This window comes from Peribacillus sp. NPDC096379 (genome assembly GCF_044762875.1).
Taxonomy (GTDB): domain Bacteria; phylum Bacillota; class Bacilli; order Bacillales; family DSM-1321; genus Peribacillus.
Genome location: NZ_JBIWFD010000002.1, coordinates 786,923 through 811,632, shown reverse-complemented (window position 1 = coordinate 811,632; position 24,710 = coordinate 786,923). Strand labels below are relative to the sequence as shown.

General features: G+C 38.3%; 22 protein-coding genes. 3 read left to right on the top strand and 19 right to left on the bottom strand.

Annotation, left to right across the window (positions count from 1 at the left end; all coding sequences use genetic code 11):
• Positions 1-64 precede the first annotated feature (64 nt).
• The 11 genes from ACIQZI_RS13045 to ACIQZI_RS12995 all read right to left on the bottom strand — a co-directional run bounded on the left by ACIQZI_RS13045 (position 65) and on the right by ACIQZI_RS12995 (position 14,172).
• Entirely contained in the window at positions 65-1,594 is a 1,530-nt protein-coding gene (locus tag ACIQZI_RS13045) for an acyl-CoA carboxylase subunit beta (protein ID WP_403073624.1), read from the bottom strand.
• Between the two features lie 14 nt (positions 1,595-1,608).
• Positions 1,609-2,391, bottom strand: a complete 783-nt coding sequence (locus tag ACIQZI_RS13040) for an enoyl-CoA hydratase (RefSeq protein ID WP_403073622.1) — start codon at positions 2,389-2,391, stop codon at positions 1,609-1,611.
• A 26-nt stretch (positions 2,392-2,417) separates the two neighbouring features.
• Complete coding sequence (locus ACIQZI_RS13035) at positions 2,418-3,323, bottom strand: hydroxymethylglutaryl-CoA lyase (protein ID WP_403073620.1); 906 nt, start codon at positions 3,321-3,323, stop codon at positions 2,418-2,420.
• Positions 3,320-3,532, bottom strand: coding sequence for an acetyl-CoA carboxylase biotin carboxyl carrier protein subunit (locus tag ACIQZI_RS13030; RefSeq protein ID WP_403073618.1), 213 nt, complete (start codon positions 3,530-3,532; stop codon positions 3,320-3,322). Before ACIQZI_RS13030 ends, ACIQZI_RS13035 begins: the two co-directional genes overlap by 4 nt.
• A gap of 11 nt (positions 3,533-3,543) precedes the next feature.
• Complete coding sequence (locus ACIQZI_RS13025) at positions 3,544-4,899, bottom strand: acetyl-CoA carboxylase biotin carboxylase subunit (RefSeq protein ID WP_403074028.1); 1,356 nt, start codon at positions 4,897-4,899, stop codon at positions 3,544-3,546.
• A gap of 106 nt (positions 4,900-5,005) precedes the next feature.
• Complete coding sequence (locus ACIQZI_RS13020) at positions 5,006-6,148, bottom strand: acyl-CoA dehydrogenase family protein (protein ID WP_403073616.1); 1,143 nt, start codon at positions 6,146-6,148, stop codon at positions 5,006-5,008.
• A 311-nt stretch (positions 6,149-6,459) separates the two neighbouring features.
• Positions 6,460-7,218 (bottom strand): hypothetical protein, encoded by a 759-nt coding sequence (locus ACIQZI_RS13015; protein WP_403073614.1) that lies wholly within the window; start codon positions 7,216-7,218, stop codon positions 6,460-6,462.
• A 277-nt stretch (positions 7,219-7,495) separates the two neighbouring features.
• Entirely contained in the window at positions 7,496-9,943 is a 2,448-nt protein-coding gene (gene parC, locus ACIQZI_RS13010; protein WP_403073612.1) for a DNA topoisomerase IV subunit A, read from the bottom strand.
• A 3-nt stretch (positions 9,944-9,946) separates the two neighbouring features.
• A complete protein-coding gene (gene parE / locus ACIQZI_RS13005; protein ID WP_403073610.1) occupies positions 9,947-11,920 on the bottom strand; it encodes a DNA topoisomerase IV subunit B in 1,974 nt (657 codons plus the stop codon).
• A 425-nt stretch (positions 11,921-12,345) separates the two neighbouring features.
• On the bottom strand, positions 12,346-12,759 hold the full coding sequence (locus ACIQZI_RS13000) for a CoA-binding protein (protein ID WP_062180467.1): 414 nt from the start codon (positions 12,757-12,759) through the stop codon (positions 12,346-12,348).
• 120 nt (positions 12,760-12,879) lie between these two features.
• Positions 12,880-14,172 carry a purine/pyrimidine permease gene (locus ACIQZI_RS12995; RefSeq protein WP_062180470.1) on the bottom strand — a complete coding sequence of 431 codons (1,293 nt, stop codon included), beginning with the start codon at positions 14,170-14,172 and terminating at the stop codon, positions 12,880-12,882.
• Between the two features lie 491 nt (positions 14,173-14,663).
• Here ACIQZI_RS12995 and plsY point away from each other — a divergent pair, with 491 nt between their 5' ends.
• Together plsY and ACIQZI_RS12985 are read left to right on the top strand one after the other, a co-directional pair.
• Complete coding sequence (plsY, locus tag ACIQZI_RS12990) at positions 14,664-15,257, top strand: glycerol-3-phosphate 1-O-acyltransferase PlsY (RefSeq protein WP_403073607.1); 594 nt, start codon at positions 14,664-14,666, stop codon at positions 15,255-15,257.
• A 293-nt stretch (positions 15,258-15,550) separates the two neighbouring features.
• On the top strand, positions 15,551-15,841 hold the full coding sequence (locus tag ACIQZI_RS12985; protein WP_062180477.1) for a HesB/YadR/YfhF family protein: 291 nt from the start codon (positions 15,551-15,553) through the stop codon (positions 15,839-15,841).
• A gap of 65 nt (positions 15,842-15,906) precedes the next feature.
• Here the strand turns inward: ACIQZI_RS12985 and ACIQZI_RS12980 are convergent, their stop codons facing one another.
• From ACIQZI_RS12980 to acnA, 8 genes are all read right to left on the bottom strand, one after another.
• The gene (locus ACIQZI_RS12980) at positions 15,907-16,203 is read right to left on the bottom strand and encodes a hypothetical protein (RefSeq protein WP_403074026.1); all 297 of its coding nucleotides are present in this window, start codon (positions 16,201-16,203) and stop codon (positions 15,907-15,909) included.
• A gap of 71 nt (positions 16,204-16,274) precedes the next feature.
• A complete protein-coding gene (locus tag ACIQZI_RS12975; RefSeq protein WP_403073604.1) occupies positions 16,275-16,700 on the bottom strand; it encodes an acyl-CoA thioesterase in 426 nt (141 codons plus the stop codon).
• Complete coding sequence (locus ACIQZI_RS12970; protein WP_403073602.1) at positions 16,700-19,057, bottom strand: AAA family ATPase; 2,358 nt, start codon at positions 19,055-19,057, stop codon at positions 16,700-16,702. Before ACIQZI_RS12970 ends, ACIQZI_RS12975 begins: the two co-directional genes overlap by 1 nt.
• 149 nt (positions 19,058-19,206) lie before the next feature.
• On the bottom strand, positions 19,207-19,437 hold the full coding sequence (gene tlp / locus ACIQZI_RS12965) for a small acid-soluble spore protein Tlp (RefSeq protein WP_062180486.1): 231 nt from the start codon (positions 19,435-19,437) through the stop codon (positions 19,207-19,209).
• A gap of 69 nt (positions 19,438-19,506) precedes the next feature.
• Positions 19,507-19,650: an acid-soluble spore protein N gene (locus tag ACIQZI_RS12960; protein WP_062180489.1), complete on the bottom strand. Its 144-nt coding sequence runs from the start codon at positions 19,648-19,650 to the stop codon at positions 19,507-19,509.
• 70 nt (positions 19,651-19,720) lie between these two features.
• On the bottom strand, positions 19,721-19,849 hold the full coding sequence (locus tag ACIQZI_RS12955) for an FbpB family small basic protein (RefSeq protein ID WP_403073599.1): 129 nt from the start codon (positions 19,847-19,849) through the stop codon (positions 19,721-19,723).
• 124 nt (positions 19,850-19,973) lie between these two features.
• Positions 19,974-20,477: a TlpA disulfide reductase family protein gene (locus ACIQZI_RS12950; protein ID WP_403073597.1), complete on the bottom strand. Its 504-nt coding sequence runs from the start codon at positions 20,475-20,477 to the stop codon at positions 19,974-19,976.
• A gap of 284 nt (positions 20,478-20,761) precedes the next feature.
• The gene (gene acnA / locus ACIQZI_RS12945; RefSeq protein ID WP_403073595.1) at positions 20,762-23,473 is read right to left on the bottom strand and encodes an aconitate hydratase AcnA; all 2,712 of its coding nucleotides are present in this window, start codon (positions 23,471-23,473) and stop codon (positions 20,762-20,764) included.
• A gap of 616 nt (positions 23,474-24,089) precedes the next feature.
• Between acnA and ACIQZI_RS12940 the strand changes: the two genes are divergently transcribed.
• Entirely contained in the window at positions 24,090-24,635 is a 546-nt protein-coding gene (locus ACIQZI_RS12940; protein ID WP_062180498.1) for a DUF7010 family protein, read from the top strand.
• Positions 24,636-24,710: the final 75 nt, after the last annotated feature.

The following is a 24,710-nucleotide window of genomic DNA, read 5'->3' as shown; positions in this document are numbered from 1 at the left end:
ATCTGTGTAATGCTCGAAATTATACTCTTTTCAGACAGATTCACAATATGAAAAGGCTTTGTATCTAGACTGGGTACACCCCATGCTTTCTCTGAGTGAATGAAAGTTGTTTACTGTTATATGCGGTAAACCTGCGAATCAGCTCTGATCGGAGTTGATTTGGCTGGACGATATCATCGACAATCATTTCTGATGCTAGCCGATATATATCGATATCCTTTCGATATTCTTCACGCTTCAATTCGATAAATGCCGCTCGTTCTTCTTCAGGTAATGCGTTAATTTTATTTGCATAAACAGCATTGACAGCAGCTTCCGGACCCATGACGGCAATGGATGCACTAGGCAATGCCAAACAACAATCTGGCTCGAAAGCTGGACCTGCCATTGCATATAATCCAGCGCCATACGCCTTTCTCACTACAACGGAAATTTTCGGCACTGTCGCCTCACTCATAGCCGATATCATCTTCGCTCCATGACGAATAATACCCGCTCTTTCCACCTTAGTACCAATCATGAACCCAGGAATATCCGCTAAAAATAATAGTGGAATGTTAAAGGCATCACATAAGATAATAAATTTGGCGGCTTTATCAGCAGAATCATGGAACAGCACTCCGCCCTTTACTTTCGGTTGATTGGCGATAACGCCCACTGATTGGCCATTCATTCTTGCCAAACCTGTAATGAGTTCAGAAGCAAATAGCTTTTTGATTTCACAGAAGGAGTCCTCATCAATAAGCTGATCAATCAATTCGTACATATTAAATGAGGCATTTTGATTGGCCGGAATTATTTCTTCTAGTGTCTTTTCCGACGCTACAGGAAGACGAATTTCGGATGCAGGTGGCTTTTGTTGATAATTTTCAGGAAAATAAGACAGATAACGACGAGCAAATGCAAGCGATTCTTGTTCGGAATTTACAAGAACGTCACCACATCCAGAAACACTGCAATGCATTCTTGCTCCTCCCATTTCTTCCTCGCTCACTTTTTCACCGATGACCATTTCTGCCATTCTTGGGGAGCCAAGATACATTGATGCATTACCTTCTACCATCACAACAATATCACAAAAGGCGGGAATATACGCTCCCCCAGCCGCTGAAGGGCCAAAAAGTAGGCAAATTTGTGGAACTTTTCCAGACAGTTTTACTTGATTATAAAAAATTCGACCTGCTCCCCTTCTTCCAGGAAACATGTCTACTTGATCCGTAATACGTGCTCCCGCTGAGTCAACTAAATATAGGAGTGGGACATTTAATTTCTCAGCTGTTTCTTGAATACGGATTATTTTTTCAACCGTTCGCGCTCCCCATGAGCCAGCTTTGACTGTAGAATCATTGGCCATTACACATACGGTTCGTCCGTCGATTTTCCCTATTCCAGTAACAACTCCATCAGCAGGCAGGCCGTCACTTTCACAGTTTGCAAAAAACGCGTCTTCGATTTCCATGTCGGCATCTAAAAGTAAGCGTAATCTGTCACGAACAAATAATTTTCCTTTTTCCATATTTTTCTCATGGTATTTTTGTAAGCCGCCTCGTTTTATTTGTTCGGTGGCTTGCTGTAACTTTCCTACAATTGACATGCGTGCAACTCCTCTCATTTTCCAGTAAACAAGGGCCGTCTTTTTTCCATGAATGCTTGAAGTCCTTCCAAGCGGTCTTTCGATTCAATAATTGTGTCATACCATCTTTTTTCAACTTCCAAACCAGTTACAATTTCCGTATCGATTCCTTCATTTATGGCTTTTTTCGCCGCTCTTAGACTTAGCGGAGCATTTCTTGAAATTTCGGCAGCGAGTTCTAATGCTTTGTTCATTAGCTGATCCGCTTCAGCAATTTTGTTAAGTAAGCCCAATTTAAGTGCTTCCTCAGCATCGATTCTTCTGGCGGTGAAAATGAGTTCTTTTGCGAAAGGCACGCCAACGATTCGAGGTAGACGCTGTGTCCCACCAGCACCAGGGATAATCCCTAATGATGTTTCCGTTAAGCCCATTTTCGCTATATTCGAAGCAATCCTGATATCACACGCTAAAGCCAGCTCCAATCCGCCGCCAAAAGCAGCACCGTTTATGGCGGCAATAACTGGAACCGGTAGATTTTGAACAACATCCATCGTACTACAGATTAATTTGACTGTCCGTCTCACCTGAGCTTCATCCATCTCCAATCTTTCTTTTAAGTCGGCTCCGGCACAAAAAACCTTATCTCCAGTACCGGTTATGATGACACAACGTACAGTTGGATCCGTTGTTACTGTCTCTAGTGCATGATTAAGCTCTTCCAATAGTTTGACTGATAATGCATTGGCTTGAGCTGGTCGATTTAACGTTACGACACTTACAAAATTTTCCTGTTTCGATATTTTAATTAGATTTGGCATTTACAAACACCGCCACTCATCATTTTTCATCCTTTTGAATAGGAGTACATAGCCATTCTATGACTTGGTAGTGGTTTATTTAATTTTTTCTGAACAAACAAAGCTGAATCTACTAGGGATTTTTCATTCACACCTGTATGGATGTTCATTTTTTCAAGCATATGAACCAAATCATCTGTAGCTACATTTCCACTTGCACCCGGCGCATATGGGCACCCTCCTAGTCCTCCAAGTGACGAGTCAAAGGTTGTAATGCCATAATCAAGTGCTTTTACAATATTCGCAAGTGCCATTCCTCTCGTGTCATGAAAATGCATCGCCAAACTCTGCGGTTGATATCGTTTAAGCGCTTGATTTAAAAAATCCTCTACCTGCTTTGGGGAAGCAACGCCGATTGTATCACCTAACGATATTTCGCCAATCCCCAATGTAAATAGTTTTTCACATATTCTAAGCACTTGATTGTAATCAACATCCCCCTCATAAGGGCAGCCGAATACCGTTGAAATATAGCCGCGAACCGTTTTTCCCTCATCTATCGCCGCTGCTATTACCTCCTGTAATATAGGAAACGTCTCTGATATGGTTTTATTAATGTTTTGTTTATTATGTGTTTCACTCGCTGACATAAAAACGGATATTTCATCAACTGAGTAAGCGATTGCCGATTCAAGTCCTTTCATGTTTGGAACTAGGGCCGCATAGGTGACATTTGGGTTTCTCTTGATATTTCGTACGACTTCCACTGCATCTGCAAGCTGTGGAATCCATTTTGGATGGACAAATGAAGTTATTTCAAGATAAGTAAGTCCTGAGTAAGACAATCGATCAATCCATGCAATCTTGTCACTTGTCGATAAAATTAATTTTTCATTTTGCAAACCATCCCGTGGTCCAACTTCCTTAATCGTTACGTTTTTGGGCCAGTTCATTCTATAATCGCCAGGACATCGCCTTCATTTACAAAATCACCTTCCGATATATGAATCTGCTTGATCTTGCCTGATGTTCCTGCTGCAAGTGGTATTTCCATTTTCATCGATTCAAGAATGATGACTTCTTGTCCGCTGCTTACATTTTCTCCTTCAGACACAACAATTTTCCACACACTTCCTGCCATACTTGCAATTACTTCTGACATGTAGACCCCTCCTATATCGTTGTGCCATTCTTCTTAATATATGTTTCGATAAAATCAGTAGTCGTTTCACCTTGTTTGTACTTCTCATGAACTGCTATTTGTCTTAATAATGGTAAATTCGTCTTAATGCCTTCCACTTTATAGAAATCAAGGGCTTCAACTAAGCGTTGGATTGCTTGTGATCGGGAACTGCCTTTTACGATTAATTTCGCAATCATCGGATCATAAAAATGAGATACGACAGAGCGATCATGAACGGCTAACTCATGGCGAATATATTCTTCCTGCGGCACTTTCAACGCGGTAATTTTCCCTGGTGAAGGAAAAAATGTAACAGGGTCCTCAGCATAGATTCGGACTTCAATACTATGACCATCTCTATGAATCTCTGATTGTTTAAAAGCCAATGGTTCTCCTTGGGCAATCCTAATTTGCTGTTCAACAAGATCCAAACCCGTGATTTCTTCGGTAACCGTGTGTTCAACTTGAAGCCGAGTATTCATTTCTAAAAAATAAAAGTTCTTATCCACATCAACGAGGAACTCAAGTGTTCCAGCATTATAATAGCCGATCGTCTCAATAGCTTTCACCGCTGCATTTCCCATCGCTTCCCTTGTTTCGTTATCTAGAAACGGAGACGGAGCTTCTTCAAAAACTTTCTGGTGCCGTCTTTGGATCGAGCATTCTCTTTCCCATAAATAAACACTATGACCAAATGTGTCTGCAAGCACTTGAATTTCGATATGCCTCGGCTTTTCAATGAATTTTTCTATGAACATCTCACCATTCCCAAAGAACATAAGAGCTCGCTTTTGGTTGCCTTCGTATATCTTCAGTAACTCCACTTCATCGTTTGCTACCTGCATGCCTATACCGCCACCGCCAGCTGCTGCCTTTAACATGACGGGATAGCCGATTTTTTCCGCTTCCCAAACTGCTTCTTTGCTATCAACGAGCGGTCGCGACAAACCAGGAACTACTGGTAGTCCTTTTAATTCCATCAATTGGCGCGCTGCGACTTTATTACCCATTTTTTCGATCAGATCCGGGTGCGGACCGATGAAAATCAGATCTTCTTTGGCACATTTTCGTGCAAAATTAGCATTTTCACTTAAAAAACCATAGCCTGGATGCACAGCATCACAGTTTGCAAGTTTAGCTATCTCGAATATTTTCGTTGCATTTAAGTAGCTTTCATTGACTCGAGGACCTCCAAGCAAAAATGCTTCATCCGCTTTTGACACATAAGGGGCGTCCTTGTCTGCCTCCGAATAAACAGCTACTGAAGCAATTCCCATTTTCCTGCAAGTTCGTATGATTCTTGAAGCAATTTCACCCCGATTTGCAATTAGTATTTTTTTTATCATCATAATCCTCCAGATGAAGTAGATTCAGTCAAATTCTCAAATGATTTTTCGCGTAATTTATTTATTCTTCACATGAACATGTTTGGATTGTTAAACGTATTTATCTTCAACAACCAAGCTGTCTAGCAATCACTAATCTCTGAATCTCGGAAGTTCCTTCGCCAATTTCAAGCAGTTTTGCATCACGTAAATATCGTTCCACTTCGTATTCACGCATATAGCCTGATCCACCATGGATTTGGATTGCTTGATTGCTCACACGGAATGCGGTTTCTGTTGCAAACAATTTGGCATATGCGGATTCTTTCGTAAACGATTTCATTTTATCTTTTAGCCATGCCGCTTTATATACCATGTTGCGTGCTAATTCAATTTCCATGGCCATGTCAGCTAATTTAAATTGAATCGCCTGGAACTTCGAGATCGATTGGCCGAATTGAATACGTTCTTTGGAATAGGCAAGGGCCCGATCAAATGCCGCTTGTGCGATACCGACTGCAAGAGCCGCAATGGAAATTCTTCCTCCATCTAGTGTATGCAAAAATTGTTTAAATCCCTTTTCTGCATTGCCAAGCAAATTTTCTTTTGGAACTCGGACGTTGTCTAGAACAATTGCACAAGTGTTAGAGGCTCTGACACCCATTTTTTCATAATTACAAGTAATCGATACCCCTAATGCATCTGTTGGTACAATAAAAGCTGAGATGATATTCTTTCCTCGACTATCTTTTCCAGTTACCGCTGTAATCGTGACAGTTCTCGAAAAGCCAGCGTTTGTAATCCAGCATTTTTCACCATTGATCACATACTCCTCGCCTTCAAGTACAGCTGTCGTTTTCGTTCCACCTGCATCGGAACCAGCATTCGGTTCAGTTAATCCGAAGGCTGCTAATGTTTCCCCTTGAGCCAATGGAACAAGGTATTTTTGTTTTTGTTCTTCTGTGCCAAAGTAATAGATTGGACTTGATCCAAGTGATACAGCTGCAGCATAGCTTAACCCGGTCCCTCCGCAAGCCTTGCCAATTTCTTCAACAGCGATGGCATAAGAAATCGTATCTCCACCTGAACCACCGTATTGTTCTGGAAATGGCAGACCTAATAAACCAAGTTCCCCCATTTTTTTAAATACTTCCTCGGCAAATCGAGCATTCTCATCAAGTTCAATGGCGATCGGTTTGATTTCTTTTTCTGCAAATTCTTGAACCATTTTTTTTATCATCTGCTGCTCTTTCGATAATTCAAAATCCATAATAAGCCTCCTTTTTGTTTGGGATACTAAGAATCAAGTTCCCAGACCGACTAGTTGGCGGTTAAATACGATTGCCGTTTTTTTATGGTCTGGCTTTAAGTACGTAATTTCCTGATAAAAAAAGGAGATATACGCTTTATAGACGTCTATTACAGTAACAAAGGATTTGATATTTTTTTGCAGTTTGTCTGTCGGGGATTTACTAAATCCAATTGCTTATTCTGCTTGTATTAATACATATGAAATAAAATAGTCATGAATGACAATACGTAGAAATAAACAACTACGAGCTAAATAATCATCAGTGGGGATTATTTAGGCTGCAGCGGTTTGATTTTTGCTTTTACGAGCTTCCATTTTTCTTTTTCATAAATCCATTTTGATTCAACAAGCGCAATTCCATCCGTATGATATACACCGCTGACTAATTGAATCCCCACTAACCCTGTACATTTTCCTACAAGAAATGCTGGTTTTAAAGTAGAAAAACCATCGACCAAAAGTTCTGTCGCTTCATTCAAAATACCATTTGTATAAATTCCTGATTGTTCGTACTCTTCTTTACGGTCAGACAAATCAATGACCAATGGCTTTTTCCCATTTATAGTAAGCTTCGCTTGATAGTTATCTAGAAATTGAGCTGTGATTGGGACCGTTTTTGGCACTGTTAAATCCTTCATCATTTGATCCTTAAAACTGAATAAAAAGGAATTCAATATTCCCCCGCTTTCGCCAGTTTCTGTAGTAATAAACACATCGAGAGTGCCATCTTTATTAACATCAACAAATTGAATGGTTGGCTTATAACCGCTTGAGAGTGGTTGTTCAAACTTTTTTTCTCCCGTATCAACATACAATGTTATTTCCTTTAAAAATTCTGTATCTTCCTCGTACTTTAGGCCTTTAATCACCAATCGATCTGCGATATTATCTCCTGTGACATCTCGCTTTTCTGTAACCAAAATTATCTCGTTTGCAATGTCCTTGTCTTGGGCAGATACTGCTTGGTATGTAAAAAAAACGGCTAGTAGGAAAATTAAGTATTTCAGTATATTAGTTTGAACATTCATGTAAGCACCTTCCAATCTATTGGTAAAGCTTTATTTATCCGCTTGTTCTATTCTGACTTATTTTCGACTTCGAAATATTTTTATTCCATATAATGTGTGGAGAATTTAAAACATTCATCTACGTTCTTCCTCTACTATTTGTAAGCATGTCTTATTGTTACCAACAAAATGTAAAATATGAAAAAAACGTGTACAAGAAATTTCCTTGTACACGCTTCTTTTGAAAACTATTATTAATAAGCATTCAATCTTGTAGAACATTCTAAGATTACACCAGTTATCTGGAATCTGGATTTGTTTTATCTACTTCTACACTTCTCTTCCAAATCTCTTTCGCTTTTCCTGCCTCCGATTCATCTATAATAAACGAGCCATTTGTATAGCGATCTGTATAACGTAATCCGCTAACATGAATAGATTCAATGATACCTTTTTCTGTTTCAATAAAAATTGTATCACTCGGTATGACTGTTTCAAGACCAATTACTCGATGAGGATTTGATTTTAGTTCTTTTAACATAACGAGACCACGTTTAGCACGCGTTGATTTCTCAAATTCAGCAAGCTTCATTTTCTTCACGGCTCCGCGCTGTGTCACAATTAAGATGGCTTCTGATGTTTCTTTTTCAAGAATTTTACCACCCGTCACAAAATCTCCATCCTTTAAGTTAATGCCTTTAACTCCAGCTGCCCTGACACCAATAGGACTGATTTCTTCTTCATCGAACCAAAGCGAAAGGCCCATGTTCGTTGCTAAGAAAACATCGCTGCTTCCATCTGTTAAATGAACATCTACCAAAAGATCGTCGCCTTTTACATTGATTGCAACTAAAGGCTTAGAATAGCGCTGTGCTTTATACGAACCCAACTCTGTTTTCTTTACAAGACCGTTTCTTGTTACAAATAACAAATAATGAGATTGTTCAAAGTTTTTAACTGGAATTGCCTTTACAATTTGTTCATTGCGGTCGATTGGAATAATATTAGCAATATGCTGACCGGTTTCTTTCCAGCGAATATCCGGAAGCTGGTGAACCGGACAGTATAGATAATTTCCTTTATTCGTGAACATCAGAAGCACGTCCGTTGTATTAACTTCTAATTTTTGCAATAGCCGATCTGAGTCCTTCATTCCAAAATCTTGACCACCAGATGCTGTGTACGACCTTAAGGACGTTCGTTTAACATATCCCTCATTCGTGACAGTTACAATCACATCTTCGCTTGCAACTAACACCTCAAGGTTAATCTTAATTTCTTCAATTTCATCTTCAATAACTGATCGGCGTGGATCATTGAATTCTTTTTTAATAAATTTTAATTCTTTTTTCATGACCTGAAATAGTGCTTTTTCGCTTTCTAAAATCTTCGTTAACTCTTCAATTTTCTTTTTCAGCTCTTTTTCCTCTTCCTGAAGTGCGGTAATATCCGTATTCGTCAAACGATATAATTGCAAGGAAACAATCGCTTCAGCCTGAGGCTCTGTAAAACCGAACTTCGCCATCAAATTATTCTTTGCGTCTTTTTTATCTTTCGAAGCACGGATTGCTGCAATCACTTCATCGAGAATGGATAAAGCCTTCATTAAACCTTGAACAATATGTGCTCTATCATGTGCCTTCTGCAGTTCATAACGTGAACGGTTTTCGATTACTTCTCTTCGGTGATTAATATAAGCATCCAAAAGTTTTGGTAAAGTCATCAAAGTCGGCCTTTTTTTGTCAATGGCAACCATATTAAAATTGTAAGCGACTTGCAAATCCGAATTTTTGTATAGATAATACAGAACCCCATTGGCATCTGCTTCTTTTTTCAATTCAATTACAATTCTAAGTCCAGTTCGGTCCGATTCATCACGAACTTCGGAAATACCTTCTACTTTTCGATCCAGGCGGAATTCATCCATTTTTCTAACCAGGTTTGCCTTATTCACCTCATAAGGTATTTCCGTAACAACTATTTGTTGTTTACCACCACGGAGATCTTCAATGTCGGCTTTTCCCCGAATGATAATCTTTCCTTTACCTGTCTCATACGCTTTCTTAATACCACCAACACCTTGAATAATTCCTCCAGTGGGAAAATCCGGTCCTTTAAGAACGGTCATCAATTCATCAACCGTCACCTTAGGGTTATCAATACGCATAATGGCAGCATCAATGACTTCTCCAAGTTGGTGTGGCGGCATTTCGGTTGCATAACCTGCTGAAATACCGGTCGAGCCATTAACAAGTAGATTCGGAAACATCGCTGGAAGCACAACTGGTTCGACAGCGGTATCATCGAAATTTGGCACAAAATCAACCGTTCGTTTCTCAATATCCCGAAGCAATTCTGAAGCAATTCTAGAAAGCCTCGCCTCTGTATAACGCATAGCTGCTGGCGGATCACCATCAAGGCTACCGTTATTTCCATGCATTTGGATCATAACATTTCTTAATTTCCAATCCTGACTCATTCGTACCATTGCTTCATAGACCGAAGAATCACCATGAGGATGATAATTACCAATGACATTCCCGACAGTCTTGGCTGATTTACGGAAATTCTTTTCATGGGTGTTTCCTTCAACATGCATAGCATAAAGGATTCGACGTTGAACAGGCTTTAATCCGTCACGTGCGTCAGGTAAAGCACGATCTTGAATAATATATTTACTATAACGACCGAATCGATCGCCAATTACTTCTTCTAAAGGTAAGTCAAGTACTTTTTCCTCAGTCATCTCTTAGTTGCCCTCCTCTGAAATCGACATATTTTCGTTATCCAAAATGTTCGATTCTTCTTCGAGACCAAATGCAACATTGGATTCTATCCACTTTCGACGCGGTTCAACCTTGTCACCCATTAACGTTGTCACACGACGTTCTGCACGTGCACCATCATCAATTTTGACACGGATTAATGTTCTTGTATCTGGATTCATCGTCGTATCCCAAAGCTGATCGGCATTCATTTCGCCGAGTCCTTTGTATCGTTGAATAATGTAGCCTTTGCCAATTTTATTAATGGCTCCTTGAAGCTCTTCATCACTCCATGCGTATTCCATTACTTCTTTTTTCCCGGTCCCTTTACTCACCTTATATAACGGCGGCAGAGCAATATATACTTTGCCTGCTTCAAAAAGAGGCTTCATATAGCGGTAAAAAAACGTAAGTAATAAGACTTGGATATGTGCACCATCTGTATCTGCATCGGTCATAATAACAATTTTATTGTAATTCGTATCTTCTACATTAAAATCAGGGCCGACCCCCGCTCCAATCGCATGAATAATTGTATTAATTTCTTCGTTTTTAAAAATATCTGCAAGCTTTGCTTTTTCAGTATTGATGACTTTACCACGTAATGGTAACACGGCTTGAAAACGGCGATCACGGCCTTGTTTAGCAGAACCACCGGCCGAATCACCCTCTACGAGATAAATTTCATTCTTCTCTGGGTTTCTCGATTGTGCAGGTGTAAGCTTTCCAGAAAGAATCGAATCTGATTTTTTTCGCTTTTTCCCGCTTCTAGCTTCTTCTCTTGCTTTTCGAGCTGCTTCTCTTGCCTGGGATGCTTTTATTGATTTTTTTATTAACATCGTACTTGTACTAGGATCTTCTTCAAAAAAATACGTAAGATGTTCAGACACAATGGCATCCACAGCAGAACGGGCTTCACTTGTTCCTAGTTTCCCCTTTGTTTGACCTTCGAATTGTAAAAGCTCCTCTGGAATTCTTACAGAAATAATCGCTGAAAGACCTTCGCGAATATCCGTCCCCTCAAGGTTTTTATCTTTTTCCTTTAATAATCCTGTTTTTCTCGCATAATCATTAAAAGCCCGTGTCATCGCAGTTTTGGCTCCGACTTCATGCGTTCCACCATCTTTTGTACGAACATTGTTTACAAAACTCAAAATATTTTCTGAGTACCCATCATTGAATTGAAAGGCAAAGTCCATTTCGATTTCATTCTGAACGCCTTCAAAGCTTACAACACTATGGAGAGTATCTTTTTCCTCGTTCAAATATTCAACGAAAGCTTCAAGTCCATTTTCAAAATAAAACTCATCTTTTTGGTCATGACGTTCATCAATCAGCTCTATTTTCATACCTTTTAATAAAAATGCAGATTCTCGTAATCGCTCCGACAAGATATCATAATTGTATGTCGTCACTGAGAAGATGCTCGGGTCTGGTTTGAAATGAATCGTTGTGCCAGTTTGATTTGTCTTGCCTAACTTTTCCAGGGTCGTTTCAGGTTTTCCACCATTATGAAACCGTTGTTCATAAATAAAACCGTCTCGTTTTATTCTAACGACTAACCATTCAGAAAGAGCATTAACAACAGATGCACCAACACCATGCAACCCGCCGCTTGTCTTATAGCCGCCTTGTCCAAACTTTCCACCAGCGTGTAAAATTGTCAAGATAACTTCTGGTGTCGGCTTGCCCATTTTATGCATTCCAGTTGGCATACCTCGCCCTTTATCCGTCACACTTACACTATTGTCTTTATGTATTTTAACGATAATAATATCTCCGTGACCAGCCAATGCTTCGTCAACGGAATTATCGACAATTTCATATACCAAATGATGCAATCCTCTCGCATCTGTGCTACCGATGTACATTCCCGGCCGCTTACGAACTGCTTCAAGTCCTTCTAATACTTGAATGGCCTCATCATTATATTCTATATTTTTTGTACTTCTTGCCACAGAAATTCCCCTTTCCTTCTTTACCACCATTTCCGGGCCATATCAAAAAGATGAAATGACTGAAAATATTAAGAAAAGCGCTAGCTTGTTGTTCAAACCTTGACTAGATACACCTCAGGTTTAAGTTTGCGCTAACCACTAAAATTCATTAAAACTTATTCATTCTCTTAGGAAAAGCGAAAACGAATTGCAAGGATAAAAAATGATTATGAATCAATTATATATGAATCCAGCAAAAAGAACAAATGTTCTAACCTGAATAATTAATAATGCCCTATCGAAGGCATATCTATGTTTATTGTAGCGAAATTTTTCAATATAGCAAATTAGCTTGATGATTTTACAATTCGTATACTCTGAATTCGAGTGTATAATGATTCAAATACAGGGCAAAAAAAAGGAGCGTTAGTCCGCTCCTTTTTCCTTTACTTTGTAAGGGCATGCTCGACTTTAATACACCGATCCATTATAACAGTATAACCTTTTTCCTTTAAGAAATCATATGCTTCCTGATTTTCGACTCCAAGCTGAGCCCAGAAAATATCTGAATCAATCTCGTCAAATTCCTTTGCAATTTCAGGAAGAAATTCAGACCTCCTAAACACATTGACAATATCGATATGCCCCTCAATTTCTTTTAAAGATGAAACAGCTTTAACGCCTAAAACTTCTGTTACTGCTGGATTTACCGGAATAATATCATACCCACTTTTCTGCATTGCCTCTGAAACCATGTATGAAGTGCGGTTTCGATTATCTGATAGACCAACTACTGCGATTCGTTTTGCCTTTTTTAATATAATACCGATTTCTTCTCTACTAGGATTCTCAATAGCCATGTACATCACTCCTTTTGTTTTAACTTCGCTTTACCTTGATCTAATTCCTTGTTGCTAAGAAAATTTTTAAACAAAGAGAGAAGTATCCTATCCATTCCCCATATTGAACTGTTTTAAAACCTAACTTTGTTTTCGTTTATAGATAATTTTAGTCCATTGGTCTGTAATAATTGACAATACCGATCCAAAAATTAATCCGTTGTTTAATAAAGAAACGACAATTGGAGGTAAACCTGTAAATGCGCTAGCTGGAACAAACATAACGCCTACTCCCCCTAAAAGCGATATTCCAATCACTGTTCTCACTCGGTTAGCTTCTTCTTCTTTTTCTATTTCTAAAAACGCCATACCAATCATGCTGGTAAAAACAACAAACATGACAGAATATCCTACCGGAACTGGGATGGATGCAAGAAAATTCATGACACTTGGAATAAAACTAGATGCAATTAGCAAGAGGGACCCAATGATGAATGGCAGTTTAGCAGCAATTTTTGAAGTAGCTATGAACCCCGCTGCCCCAGATAATGGTACAGGACCAACCGCACTAAATACCCCTCCAAGTATCTGGCTGATACCAGTCATATATCCCGCTGCCCGCAAATTTGTTTTTGCTTTTTTTTCAATTAACGAATGAACCGCAATTTCAACGACTTTAATGCTAGCAATCATATTCGTAAGTAATAGCAAAGTTACAAACACCGATGTCATGATCATTCCGCTATCAAATGATGGTCTACCATATACGAATATTTGCGGCACAGTGAAAATTTGATCAGGTGCGTATGTATTAGGTTTAATTGCCCCAAATACGGCAAACAAAATCCAACCTGCTGCAAGCGAAACAAGCACTGCATATTGGCGGACTATGTCAAGCTTATGCCTCGTAAAATAAAATGTCAAAAGAACCGTTACGAAACTTAATGCAGCAATTTTCAAATCTACTCTTTCACTAACATATCCGACACCAAGCATACCGTTTAAAAATGATTTACTTAATTGAATGACGAGTAATAATAAATAAATGCCTATTACAGCTGGCGTAAACAACTTGCTAATCTTATCAATTAGGCCTGCTATGCTTAATATAATGAATAGAACCCCGCTCGCAATCAATGCTCCTTGAAGGGCTTGCAAAGTTTCACTTGCTGACGAAAATAACGTGGTGCTAAAGCCCGCATAAATTGCAAAAACACCCCACCAGAGTCCGGCGGGAGCTTCATTAATCGGCAATTTATGTCCAAAAAATATTTGCAAAAGTCCAGCAAGCGCAAAGATAAATACAGTTCTTTGTACAAAACTCGCAGCATCCTCTCCTGTTAACCCGAATAAATCAGCCAGAGCTATCGGAGCAACAATTGATGACGCAAGCATAAAAGCCACCCACTGTATGGCTGCAAAAATCGTCTTCATGAATCCTCAATCCCTTCATTCTTATAAAAATAAATCCACTCAATCATCTGAAAAAATCTATACTGTTTTAAGAGCCATAAAAAATAGTAACACTTTTTCTCAGAAACCTCTAGCATACCATCGCTAAAACTGCCAGAAGTAACAGTTTAGTTTGGGATGTTTACTTGTTACGAAAATTTGATTGATTAGACTTGTTCTATATTGAACGTTTGAATTCCCTTTTTTCAAGATAGATTTTAGACTATTGCCTGTGATTAAAAATTGATAGATAAAATATCAGAGTTATGAAGGAAAGCATCCGATACCGCGGATGAAGATTACGCGGCAAACGAAATGGATATATTTGGAATAAAAATAAACACTAAGCATCTTTCATTCAACATGAATAGTAAATAGTAAATATTTTTTCTAACAACCATGGTATTTTTAAGAAGAAATGATAAAATACATACACAGGAACCTTCTAAACTTTGACGAGAAAGGGCTATTATATGTTTACTATTATTCTAATTTTGATTCTTGCCTATCTTATAGGCTCTATTCCTTCTGGGTTAATTATTGGCAAAACATTTTACAATACTGACATTCGTGAACATGGCAGCAAAAACCTTGGGGGGACAAATACATTCCGAACCCTTGGTATCAAAGCCGGTCTCATTGTAACGAGTATGGATATTTTAAAAGGGACACTTGCAACGCTGCTACCGGTTATATTCGGGGCAGATAATCTTCATCCTTTGATTCCTGGTGTCATCGCAGTCATTGGGCATATGTACCCAATCTTTGCTCGCTTTAAAGGTGGAAAAGCAGTTGCTACTTCTGGCGGTATTTTGCTTGGCTTTGCCCCTTTATTATTTGCTATCGTCCTAGCTGTATTCTTTCTATCGTTATACGTAACAAAATACGTATCATTATCATCGATGATCACTTCATTGTTTGCAATTATCTACGTATTAGTCTTTCAGATAGAGCAATGGGGTTTATTAATTGTTTTAACAGTACTTTTCATTTTTATATGCTATCGTCACCGGGCAAATATTAAACGAATTATGAATAAAACAGAGCCGAAAATTAAGTGGCTTTAAGTATACCTACACGATACTTCTTTTTTTCTAATTAGGCTGTCCAATCATGAAAGTGGCAAAAATAGACCAACATCCTGTTAAACCGACTACATTCGTATCATTCGCATCTTTTTTCAATATGCTTTATACTACAATTATCCCGCTTTAACGGGCAGTCCCCCCACTTCAAGGCTTAGAGCGTAGGTGGTGGATAACTGCCCGTTAAAGCCCGATTGGTTCAACTAACAATCAGTGGGGATGAAGCCCCCCACTGATTGAATTTTCACTTTATTGCATATTGGAAGGAGATTACGATGAATATTATTATCTCTGATAAAGCCATCACGTGGTATAAGGAAGAATTGAATTTAAATAATGGCGATAGCGTTCGGTTTTTTGCAAGATATGGGGGGCATAGCCCGATCCAGAGTGGGTTTTCATTAGGCGTAAACAAAGATCATCCTATTGATATGGGTTCATCTGTACAAAAAGATGACATTACTTTTTTCGTTGAAGAAAGTGACATATGGTATTTTGATGGTCATAACTTGAAAGTTAATTTTAATGAAAAATATAACGAGCCTGAATTCCATTACGAAAAATAATGATTGAGATAAAAAAAGCACCGATGCTCGGTGCTTTTTTTATCTCAAGACGATTTACACTTCACTTACACTCGATCAAGCTTATTCACTATGCCTTCTTTTTTTAGGATTTCACATTGTTTTTCGCCTAGAAGATCATAATGAGAATAACCGTCCTTTCGGATGTGAATCCATTCCCGCTTAAGTCCATACTGCGCTCCCCACTCCGCTAGCTGCTCCAAATCATTACAGCCTACTTTCGTAACAGTATTGCAATCTGGAAATCGATCATCCAACCAGTAGTGAGTAATAAACGCAATTTCGCCGTTATCTATTTTCTGTTTCCACTCAGTAATATCCTTACGTTTGATACCGAATGCCAAGACAAGCGCCTCCATTTCTAAAGCTGCTGTCATTACAATTAATGTACTCGCCTTTTTGAACTCTTTGACTGTTATTCATTCTTTTTCTTGTTCGTTTCATATGCCACATGCCATTCTGGAAAAAGTCGTTTAATTGAAATCGGTCTGAAGTTTTCTTTTTTCACACAAACATGAGAAGACTTAGCAGATACTGCTAACTCTCCATTTCCGGTAAAAATTTCATATCCATAAACAACACGCAATCCATCGTATGACTCGATCCATGTTTTAACAGTGGCTGTTTCACCGTAACGCAGCGGTTTTTTATAAGATACCTGAATATCTATGACTGGAGATAGAATCCCATCTGCTTCCATCTCTGCGTAATTAAAACCCAGATCTTTAATAAGCTGCGTTCTCCCAATTTCTAGCCAAATCACATAATTGGCATGATAAACAATGCCCATTTGATCCGTTTCTGCATATCGTACTTCAATCTCTTTATCAGATACTAACATTACATCTCACTCTTCCCTATTTTTTTTGCTGCTTTTTTCAAATCATCTGTTGTTAAGACGGTCAAATTTTGCAAATCTTTTTCGCACGACTCATTCATTAACCGCATTGCTTGTTCTTGTATAGCTTCATCAATTAAACTCGTTGCAAAGCGTCCATTCCCTTTAACCTGATGTTCAGTTAAATATTCTTTCAACCAACTAATGGCTTGGTCTTCCAATTTGTATTGATATTGATTCGCATAGTTTTCAATAATTTGTAAAAGCTCTTTAGTTTTATAATCAGGAAAATGGATGAATTTACGAAAACGAGAACGAAGTCCTGGATTACTCTCAAGAAGATTGTTCATTTCATTGATATATCCAGCAAGAACGACAACTAGGTTTTCATTATGCTTTGTCATTTCTTCAACTAGTGTATCGATGACTTCTTTTCCAAAATCATTTTCCGACTTACTAAATAAGGAATAGGCTTCGTCAATAAATAAGACACCACCAAGTGCCTCACGGATTTTTTTCTTCGTCTTAATGGCTGTTTGCCCAACATACTCACCAACAAAATCGGCGCGACCTGCTACAATCATATGGCCCCTTTTTAGCATCCCTGTTTCTTTTAATAACTCCGAGTATATTTTGGCTACCGTCGTTTTACCTGTCCCAGGATTCCCGGTAAACACTGCATGTGATTGAATAGGAACGGCTTTGAGACCATGAGTGCGACGAACTTGCTGCATCTCAGCAAATGCAATAATCGCTTGTACTTCTTTTTTGATTTCCTCTAAGCCTATTAATAAACCTAGCTTTTCTTCAGGAGTGATAGTAGACTTTATTTCATTTCGCCGGAAGTCTTCCCCAGTGAGCGATGTATAATGAAGAATAGGTTGTTCATTTAAGTCTGAACGAGCTCCTCTTTTAAAAATAGCCTCACTGACGATAGATCGTACGGTTCTCGCATTTCCAAATGTTTCATCTACTTTTTCCGCCTCAATACGAAGCGCAAGCTCAATATTTGCATCCTTCGTCATCATATAATCATTATCTTGCGCCATCCCTTTTGCAAGTTGGAGCAATTCCTGGGTTGTGTAGTCCGGGAGCTGGAAATGATTAGACTGAGGGAATCTGCTTCTTAAGCCTGGATTAGCCTGTAAAAATTGACGCATTTCATCAGGATAACCGGCTAATATCACTGCAAATTTACCTGCGTATTTTTGATTACTCATCAGTGAAACGAGCGTGTCAATTGCTGTTTGTCCATAATCATTCCCTGATTGACCTTCTCGTTTTAAACTGTATGCTTCATCTATAAATAACACACCACCGAGAGATTTTTCCACAGCATTCTGAACTCTTTCTTCTGTTTGGCCAATGAATGAGCCTACAAGCTGAGAGCGATCCACTTCTGTTACCTCTTCACGGGGAAGTACACCTAGTTCATGATAAATTTTAGCTAGAAGTCGAGCAATGGTCGTTTTACCTGTTCCTGGATTACCAGTTAGAACCATATTTAGACTTAGCTCATCTTTAATTTGAAGACCAAGTTCTTTTCTTTTATTTTGGTATTGCAGAAATCGATAATACTCATTCATTCTATTTTTTACTTCAGTTAACCCAATCATTGATTGCAGTTCGTCAAGTGCATCTTTGGTTTGGGGTAAGACATCGTTGCTCGTTTGAAATAAATCCGTCCACTGTTTTTTCACTGCCGTTATACGATCCAGATGTTCTTTCATATCGTTGAAATGTGTCGCTGTATGAAATACACCTGAAATGGACTCCTCATATTCCTTTGCTGCCTGAAGAAGTTCTGTAATCTCTTTAGATACTTCAAAAAGCAGAGAAATTGCCGCTTCATAGTTTTGGATGATATCAAGGTCAACATGATTTTTTGCCTGTTCTAGTGATTTTTCAAGATTACTACGCTGTTCTACCATCGCTCCCATATATTTCTTACATAAAGAAATATACTCTTCGGCTATTTTTTTCTTTGCTGTACGATTATCTGTTTCACGTATTAACGGAAATTCGATGGCAGAAAACACTTCGCGATATTTCTTCCAGCCAGAGCGTACTAGAAGTTCATTTGCCCGCATATTCTTCGCATCAGCGCTGACTGCTTCTCTGAGCCATGTTTCATATAGTGAGTCCTCTCCATGAAGAAACTTCTGACTTTCGGCAAGCATGCTAAATAGCTCTGATTTGTAAGAATACGTATCTGCTGGTGAATCATCGTTTTCAATCTCAGCTAAGACATTCAAGATCGTATGTAAATCACTTATATACCCTTTTTGATTTATCTCTTCTGTTAATTCTTTTATTTTTACTTCATAATAATTTTGTTCAATCATCTTCCTAGTATCCATTATTATCCCATCTTCCAGTTACGAATTCCTCTCCATCTTATCATATCAAGCCGTCCCTTTTCTCGTTGAAAGAATAGTTCACTTTTTCCCCCATAAAAAAGAAGGAAGAATTCCTTCTTCCTTCTTTTTTACCATCTATTTAATGTTATTCATTCAAAACCATTCTCCCGAGCTTGTTTTTCATCTTCAATTTCATTTTTAAAAGATTCAATGCTTTCTTGTCTTCGTTGATTTTTTTCCTTTATCGCATTTCTATTATCACCGGAAGTGAACTCCAATGTTTCTTCAGCCGCATCGATATTTTCCATCGTGTTCTGAATCATATCTTCAAGTTTTTCGACATTATCACTACGATCATCTGGATTATGTTTATGATTCATCGAAATGCCTCCCATAAAAAAATGAAATCCTAAAGGTTAACATAATTAAGCTTATGTTAACTCTTTATGTTATTCACCCTTTGTCTGAATAACTTGAGGGTGCTGCCCACTTTGGTCTTGCATTTGTTTTCCTTTATTCCCACCTGCAGCGCGAGATTTTGTTCCGGTTTGGTTCGGCGCAAAATGTTTAGAATCTTTTTTAGGATTGCTCATCAATTTTCCCCTCCTCAAGAATAGGATGACCGAATGATAAGCAAACATGACCGGAATTATTTGTTAAATGCTACTCCACTTTTTGTAAATGCCTTCGTTCAATACGATCTTCAATCTTTGCCAAACGCTCTTCGTCTTGCAACAATTCTTGCTTATTTTCATTAATTAACTCTTCAAACGTCTTTTTTTTCCGTTTCAAACCTTTCACCCACCTACTAATTGTATTTATCACTACTATTACCAATTAACGAATGATTTATAAGTGAAATTTCAAAAAATTCAATTAGCTGAATACATAAAAATGACGAAATCATTTGATTTCGTCATTTCATATCCGCGATATATTTTTCCATTGATTGCAGGGACACTTGGCCAATATGCTTAACGGCTATAAGCCCTTCACTATCAATAAAATATGTAGTCGGCATAGCGGATACTTTATATCGTTTTTTTACAGCGTTTTTTATGTTTTGAGAATCTAGAAGGATTGGAAAAGTAACCCCCATTTCATCTACAAAGGTTTGAACATCGTTCTGTGGATCCAAATTGACCGCAAGAATCACTGTATCCTTATCTAATCCTTTTGCAAACGTCTCCATATCAGGCATTTCCTCGCGACAAGGGCCGCACCAAGTAGCCCAAAAATTAAGCATTACCTTCTTACCCTGATAATCTGATAACTTTACCTTCTCACCACTTAGCGTTTCCAATTCAAAGTCTGGTGCTTTTAGGCCAATATCAAGGCCTCTTTTTGGCTCCATAGCCTGAACTATAACAACAGCAATGAGCGCAAGTAGAAAAACTGCTGCAATTACTTTTTTATACATATGTATTCACCTAATTCTATTCGATAATTTTTATATGTCGTATTGATCCTCAACTACATTTTACCAATAATTATAGAAGTTATAAAGATTTTTAACCGAATCCTCAATGAAACCAACTAATTTTTTCATAATTTTGACGCAATTCACAAAAAAAGAGGATGTCCCATAACTAAAGGGGCAACCTCGCCTACAACATACAGTTTACATGAAGTGTAAGACACAATAAACTTTGTGTTGTAAGCGAAGACAGACCCTTTTGGGACATCCTTATTTTTTTAGTGAAATTAGCCTTTTAATTTATCACGTAAGACCATTTGTAAGATCCCGCCATGGCGGTAATAGTCAATTTCAACTTCAGAGTCAAAACGAACGAGTACTTCAAATTCTTTTTTGTTTCCAGCTTCATCAGTAGCTGTAACTTTTACGATATCACGTGGTTTTACAGATTCATCAATTTGTACATCGATTGCTTCTTTACCAGTTAATCCAAGTGTTTCAGCATTTTCTCCCGCTTTGAATTGAAGCGGAAGAACACCCATTAACACTAAGTTAGAACGGTGAATACGTTCAAAGCTTTCAGCGATAACTGTTTTGATGCCTAGAAGGTTTGTACCTTTAGCTGCCCAGTCACGTGAGCTTCCCATTCCGTAGTCTTTACCAGCTAAGATAGCAAGACCTGTACCATCTGCTTTATATTTCATACAAGCATCATAGATTGCCATAACATCGCCAGTTGGCCAGTAAGTTGTGAATCCACCTTCTGTACCAGGAGCAACTTGGTTACGGATACGAATGTTTGCGAATGTTCCGCGCATCATGACTTCATGGTTACCACGACGTGAACCATATGAGTTGAAATCACGTGGTTTTACACCATTTTCGCGCAAGTAAATACCAGCAGGTGTATCTTTACCAATTGCGCCTGCAGGAGAAATATGGTCCGTTGTAACTGAATCACCAAATTTACCTACAATACGTAAACTAGAAAGCGCGTCAACAGTACCTGGTTCAGGTGACATTCCTTCAAAGAATGGCGGATTTTGAATATATGTTGAAGTTGTATCAAACGTATACAACGCTTCATTGCTTGTTTGAATTTCATTCCAGCGTTCGTTGTCGTTGAATACTGTTTCATATTCTTTACGGAATAATTCTGGTGTTACTGTTGCTTTAACAACAGTATTTACTTCATCTTGAGAAGGCCAAATATCTTTTAGGTAAACATCATGACCATCTTGGTCTTTACCTAATGAATCGTTTTGTAGATCGAAATCCACTGTTCCAGCTAAAGCATACGCTACGACTAGTGTTGGAGATGCAAGGTAATTCGCTTTCACCAATGGATGGATACGCCCTTCAAAGTTACGGTTACCGGAAAGTACAGACGTTACGAGAAGATCGCCTTTAGCAATTGCCGCTTCGATTTCTTCAGCAAGTGGACCTGAGTTCCCAATACATGTTGTACAGCCGTAACCAACTACGTTGAAGCCTAATTGATCCAAATAAGTTTGAAGACCTGCATCACGCAGGTACCCAGTAACAACTTTAGACCCTGGTGCTAATGATGTCTTTACATAATCAGGTACAGTCAAGCCTTTTTCTACTGCCTTTTTCGCGATTAAACCAGCGCCAAGCATAACATACGGGTTAGACGTATTTGTACAGCTTGTAATTGCAGCGATTGCAATTGCACCAGTTTTCATTTTTGACTCATGTCCGTCTGTGAATTTCACAGTTACTTCTTTGTCAATTTCAGAAGATTCCAATCCAAAGCCCTGGTTCCCCATAGGTGCATTAAGCGCTTCTTTGAATGATTGCTGCATTTGTGAAAGTGGAATCAAATCTTGTGGACGTTTAGGACCAGAAAGATTCGGTTCAATGTCAGATAATTTAAGCTCGATCACATCTGTGTAAACTGGATCTTCTTTGTCAGGTGTATAGAACATTCCATTTGCTTTGGAATATGTTTCAACTACTTGAATAAGAGTTTCGTCACGGCCAGTTAAACGAAGATAGTCAATTGCTTCTCCATCAACTGGGAAGAAACCACAAGTAGCACCATATTCTGGAGCCATGTTCGCGATTGTTGCGCGGTCAGCTAATGGGAGATTGGTTACTCCTGGACCGAAGAATTCAACAAATTTACCAACTACACCATGTTTACGAAGCACTTGTGTCACTTTTAAAGCAAGGTCAGTAGCTGTAGTGCCATTAGGTAGTTCACCTGTCAGTTTCACCCCTACAACCTCAGGAACTGGGAAGTATGAAGGTTGGCCAAGCATGCCTGCTTCTGCTTCGATCCCACCTACACCCCATCCAAGAACTCCAATACCATTAATCATTGTTGTATGAGAATCGGTACCGAAAACAGAGTCTGGGTAGACTTCTAAGTCCCCATTTGGAGTATCAACAGATTGGACGACATTCGCTAAGTACTCAAGGTTAACTTGGTGAACAATCCCAGTTGCTGGTGGAACCGCACGATAGTTGTTGAATGATTTTTGAGCCCAACTAAGGAATTGGTAACGCTCAGCATTTCTTTCAAACTCAAGATCCATATTAACTGCAAGTGAATCTAATGTACCTGCTTTATCTACTTGTACAGAGTGGTCAATAACTAAATCAACTGGAATTTCAGGGTTGATTTTATCAGGATCTTCACCAAGTGCAGCCATTGCACCACGCAAAGATGCAAGATCAACAACAGCTGGTACGCCTGTAAAATCCTGCAGAATTACACGTGCGGGTTTGAATGGTACATCAATGTCTTTTAATTCGCTAGTTCCCCACTTAGCTAAATTATCAACATGTTCTTTAGTAATGACTCTACCATCAACTTGGCGTAGTACCGCTTCGAGTAGAACTTTAATGGAATATGGAAGACGAGAAACATTTCCAACTCCTGCTTTCTCAAGCGCTTCCAAATTATAATAGTTATAGCGCTTTCCATCGATTTCAAAAGAAGAGCGTGATTGATACACATCATTTTTTGTCATCAGAATATTACCCCCTATAAGACTTTACGAAAAACATTTGAACATAAAAAGTGAAACGTGGTGTGTAAGAATTTCCACATCACCATGTTCTTCTTATACTATATAAATACTATATAAAAAAACCCCTTTTTTGTCGAAAAGTTTGAATCTTCTCCCATCAAAACTTTTCTTACAAACTAATAGTAATATAGAAATGAGTATAAGTAAATAACAAGTAAGTTATTGTTTTTGATAAGTTTTACTTATATTAGTCACTTTTACGGACTTCATTTCATTCATTACGTAACTTTTCATATGTACGCCCTAGTATAATTAGTTTTCCACCATAACTTTTCATATTTTATCGGAAAGTTAGTGGTCAAATTTTGTATTTTCGTGGTCAATTTGGTTCGGGTAAAAAACTTAGGTCTCTCCATGCGGTAAGATAACGCCGTGAAGATAATAACCCATTTTGCAAGAGGACTCTTATTTATCCGGACAATGACGGACTTTTTTCCGCACCTTATATTTAGACTATTCTTAAAATTAGGCCCTTAATTCTAACCTGGTATGGTAAATTGAGTAAAACACTGCTATCTTATAAACAAACTACTATTCTTAGACAGGGGGTGTATTTATGAGTAGAACACTTGAAAAATTACAAACTGAAATCACGTTTGAAGCACGAAAAGGGTTTCCATTATTGATATCTGGCACAATTGTCTTTTTACTTTTCACCTTTATGCCCTTAGTTTTTTCAATGGACATTGTACATTTAATTTGGATTTTTGGTTTAGGCGCCATTTTTCCTTTTGGTATTCTAATTAGTAAAATTCTTCGTGTTAATCTATTTGCTACTGGCAACCCTTTAGGTACTTTAGCAGGAATAGTTGCAGCTCCACAAGCTTTTTACATACCTGTATTTATAATGGTGTATATGCATATACCTGAATATCTCCCTTTCACAATCGGGTTACTAGCAGGTTCTCATTTTCTACCTTACATGTGGATTTATAAAAGCAGAGCTTATTTATTTGTTACATTGGGCACCTGTCTTTCCTCTCTAATCTTAGGTGGGCTCCTTGTTAGTCAAGCATTCATTCTTGTGCCTTTAGTAATTTCTATTGTGTATGGTATAGGTGTTCTTTTAATTCTTAGAGAACTTAAAACCAATCTTGTTTAACTTACCTTTTTGTGATTTTTTTCTTACAAACTAATAATTAAACCAACGAATTAGTAACGTCTAGTAAAAATTATC

Bases quoted from the DNA above. Each gene is read 5' to 3' on its own strand.
- ACIQZI_RS12950 (WP_403073597.1), bottom strand. From the start codon at position 20,477: ATGTATAAAAAAGTAATTGCAGCAGTTTTTCTACTTGCGCTCATTGCT.
- ACIQZI_RS13025 (WP_403074028.1), bottom strand. From the start codon at position 4,899: ATGATAAAAAAAATACTAATTGCAAATCGGGGTGAAATTGCTTCAAGA.
- parC (WP_403073612.1), bottom strand. From the start codon at position 9,943: ATGACTGAGGAAAAAGTACTTGACTTACCTTTAGAAGAAGTAATTGGC.
- ACIQZI_RS12995 (WP_062180470.1), bottom strand. From the start codon at position 14,172: ATGAAGACGATTTTTGCAGCCATACAGTGGGTGGCTTTTATGCTTGCG.
- ACIQZI_RS12960 (WP_062180489.1), bottom strand. From the start codon at position 19,650: ATGAGCAATCCTAAAAAAGATTCTAAACATTTTGCGCCGAACCAAACC.
- ACIQZI_RS13015 (WP_403073614.1), bottom strand. From the start codon at position 7,218: ATGAATGTTCAAACTAATATACTGAAATACTTAATTTTCCTACTAGCC.
- ACIQZI_RS13030 (WP_403073618.1), bottom strand. From the start codon at position 3,532: ATGTCAGAAGTAATTGCAAGTATGGCAGGAAGTGTGTGGAAAATTGTT.
- acnA (WP_403073595.1), bottom strand. From the start codon at position 23,473: ATGACAAAAAATGATGTGTATCAATCACGCTCTTCTTTTGAAATCGAT.
- ACIQZI_RS13035 (WP_403073620.1), bottom strand. From the start codon at position 3,323: ATGAACTGGCCCAAAAACGTAACGATTAAGGAAGTTGGACCACGGGAT.
- ACIQZI_RS13045 (WP_403073624.1), bottom strand. From the start codon at position 1,594: ATGTCAATTGTAGGAAAGTTACAGCAAGCCACCGAACAAATAAAACGA.
- ACIQZI_RS13020 (WP_403073616.1), bottom strand. From the start codon at position 6,148: ATGGATTTTGAATTATCGAAAGAGCAGCAGATGATAAAAAAAATGGTT.
- ACIQZI_RS13040 (WP_403073622.1), bottom strand. From the start codon at position 2,391: ATGCCAAATCTAATTAAAATATCGAAACAGGAAAATTTTGTAAGTGTC.
- plsY (WP_403073607.1), top strand. From the start codon at position 14,664: ATGTTTACTATTATTCTAATTTTGATTCTTGCCTATCTTATAGGCTCT.
- ACIQZI_RS12940 (WP_062180498.1), top strand. From the start codon at position 24,090: ATGAGTAGAACACTTGAAAAATTACAAACTGAAATCACGTTTGAAGCA.
- ACIQZI_RS12975 (WP_403073604.1), bottom strand. From the start codon at position 16,700: ATGTTAGTATCTGATAAAGAGATTGAAGTACGATATGCAGAAACGGAT.
- tlp (WP_062180486.1), bottom strand. From the start codon at position 19,437: ATGAATCATAAACATAATCCAGATGATCGTAGTGATAATGTCGAAAAA.
- ACIQZI_RS12985 (WP_062180477.1), top strand. From the start codon at position 15,551: ATGAATATTATTATCTCTGATAAAGCCATCACGTGGTATAAGGAAGAA.
- ACIQZI_RS13000 (WP_062180467.1), bottom strand. From the start codon at position 12,759: ATGGCTATTGAGAATCCTAGTAGAGAAGAAATCGGTATTATATTAAAA.
- ACIQZI_RS12970 (WP_403073602.1), bottom strand. From the start codon at position 19,057: ATGGATACTAGGAAGATGATTGAACAAAATTATTATGAAGTAAAAATA.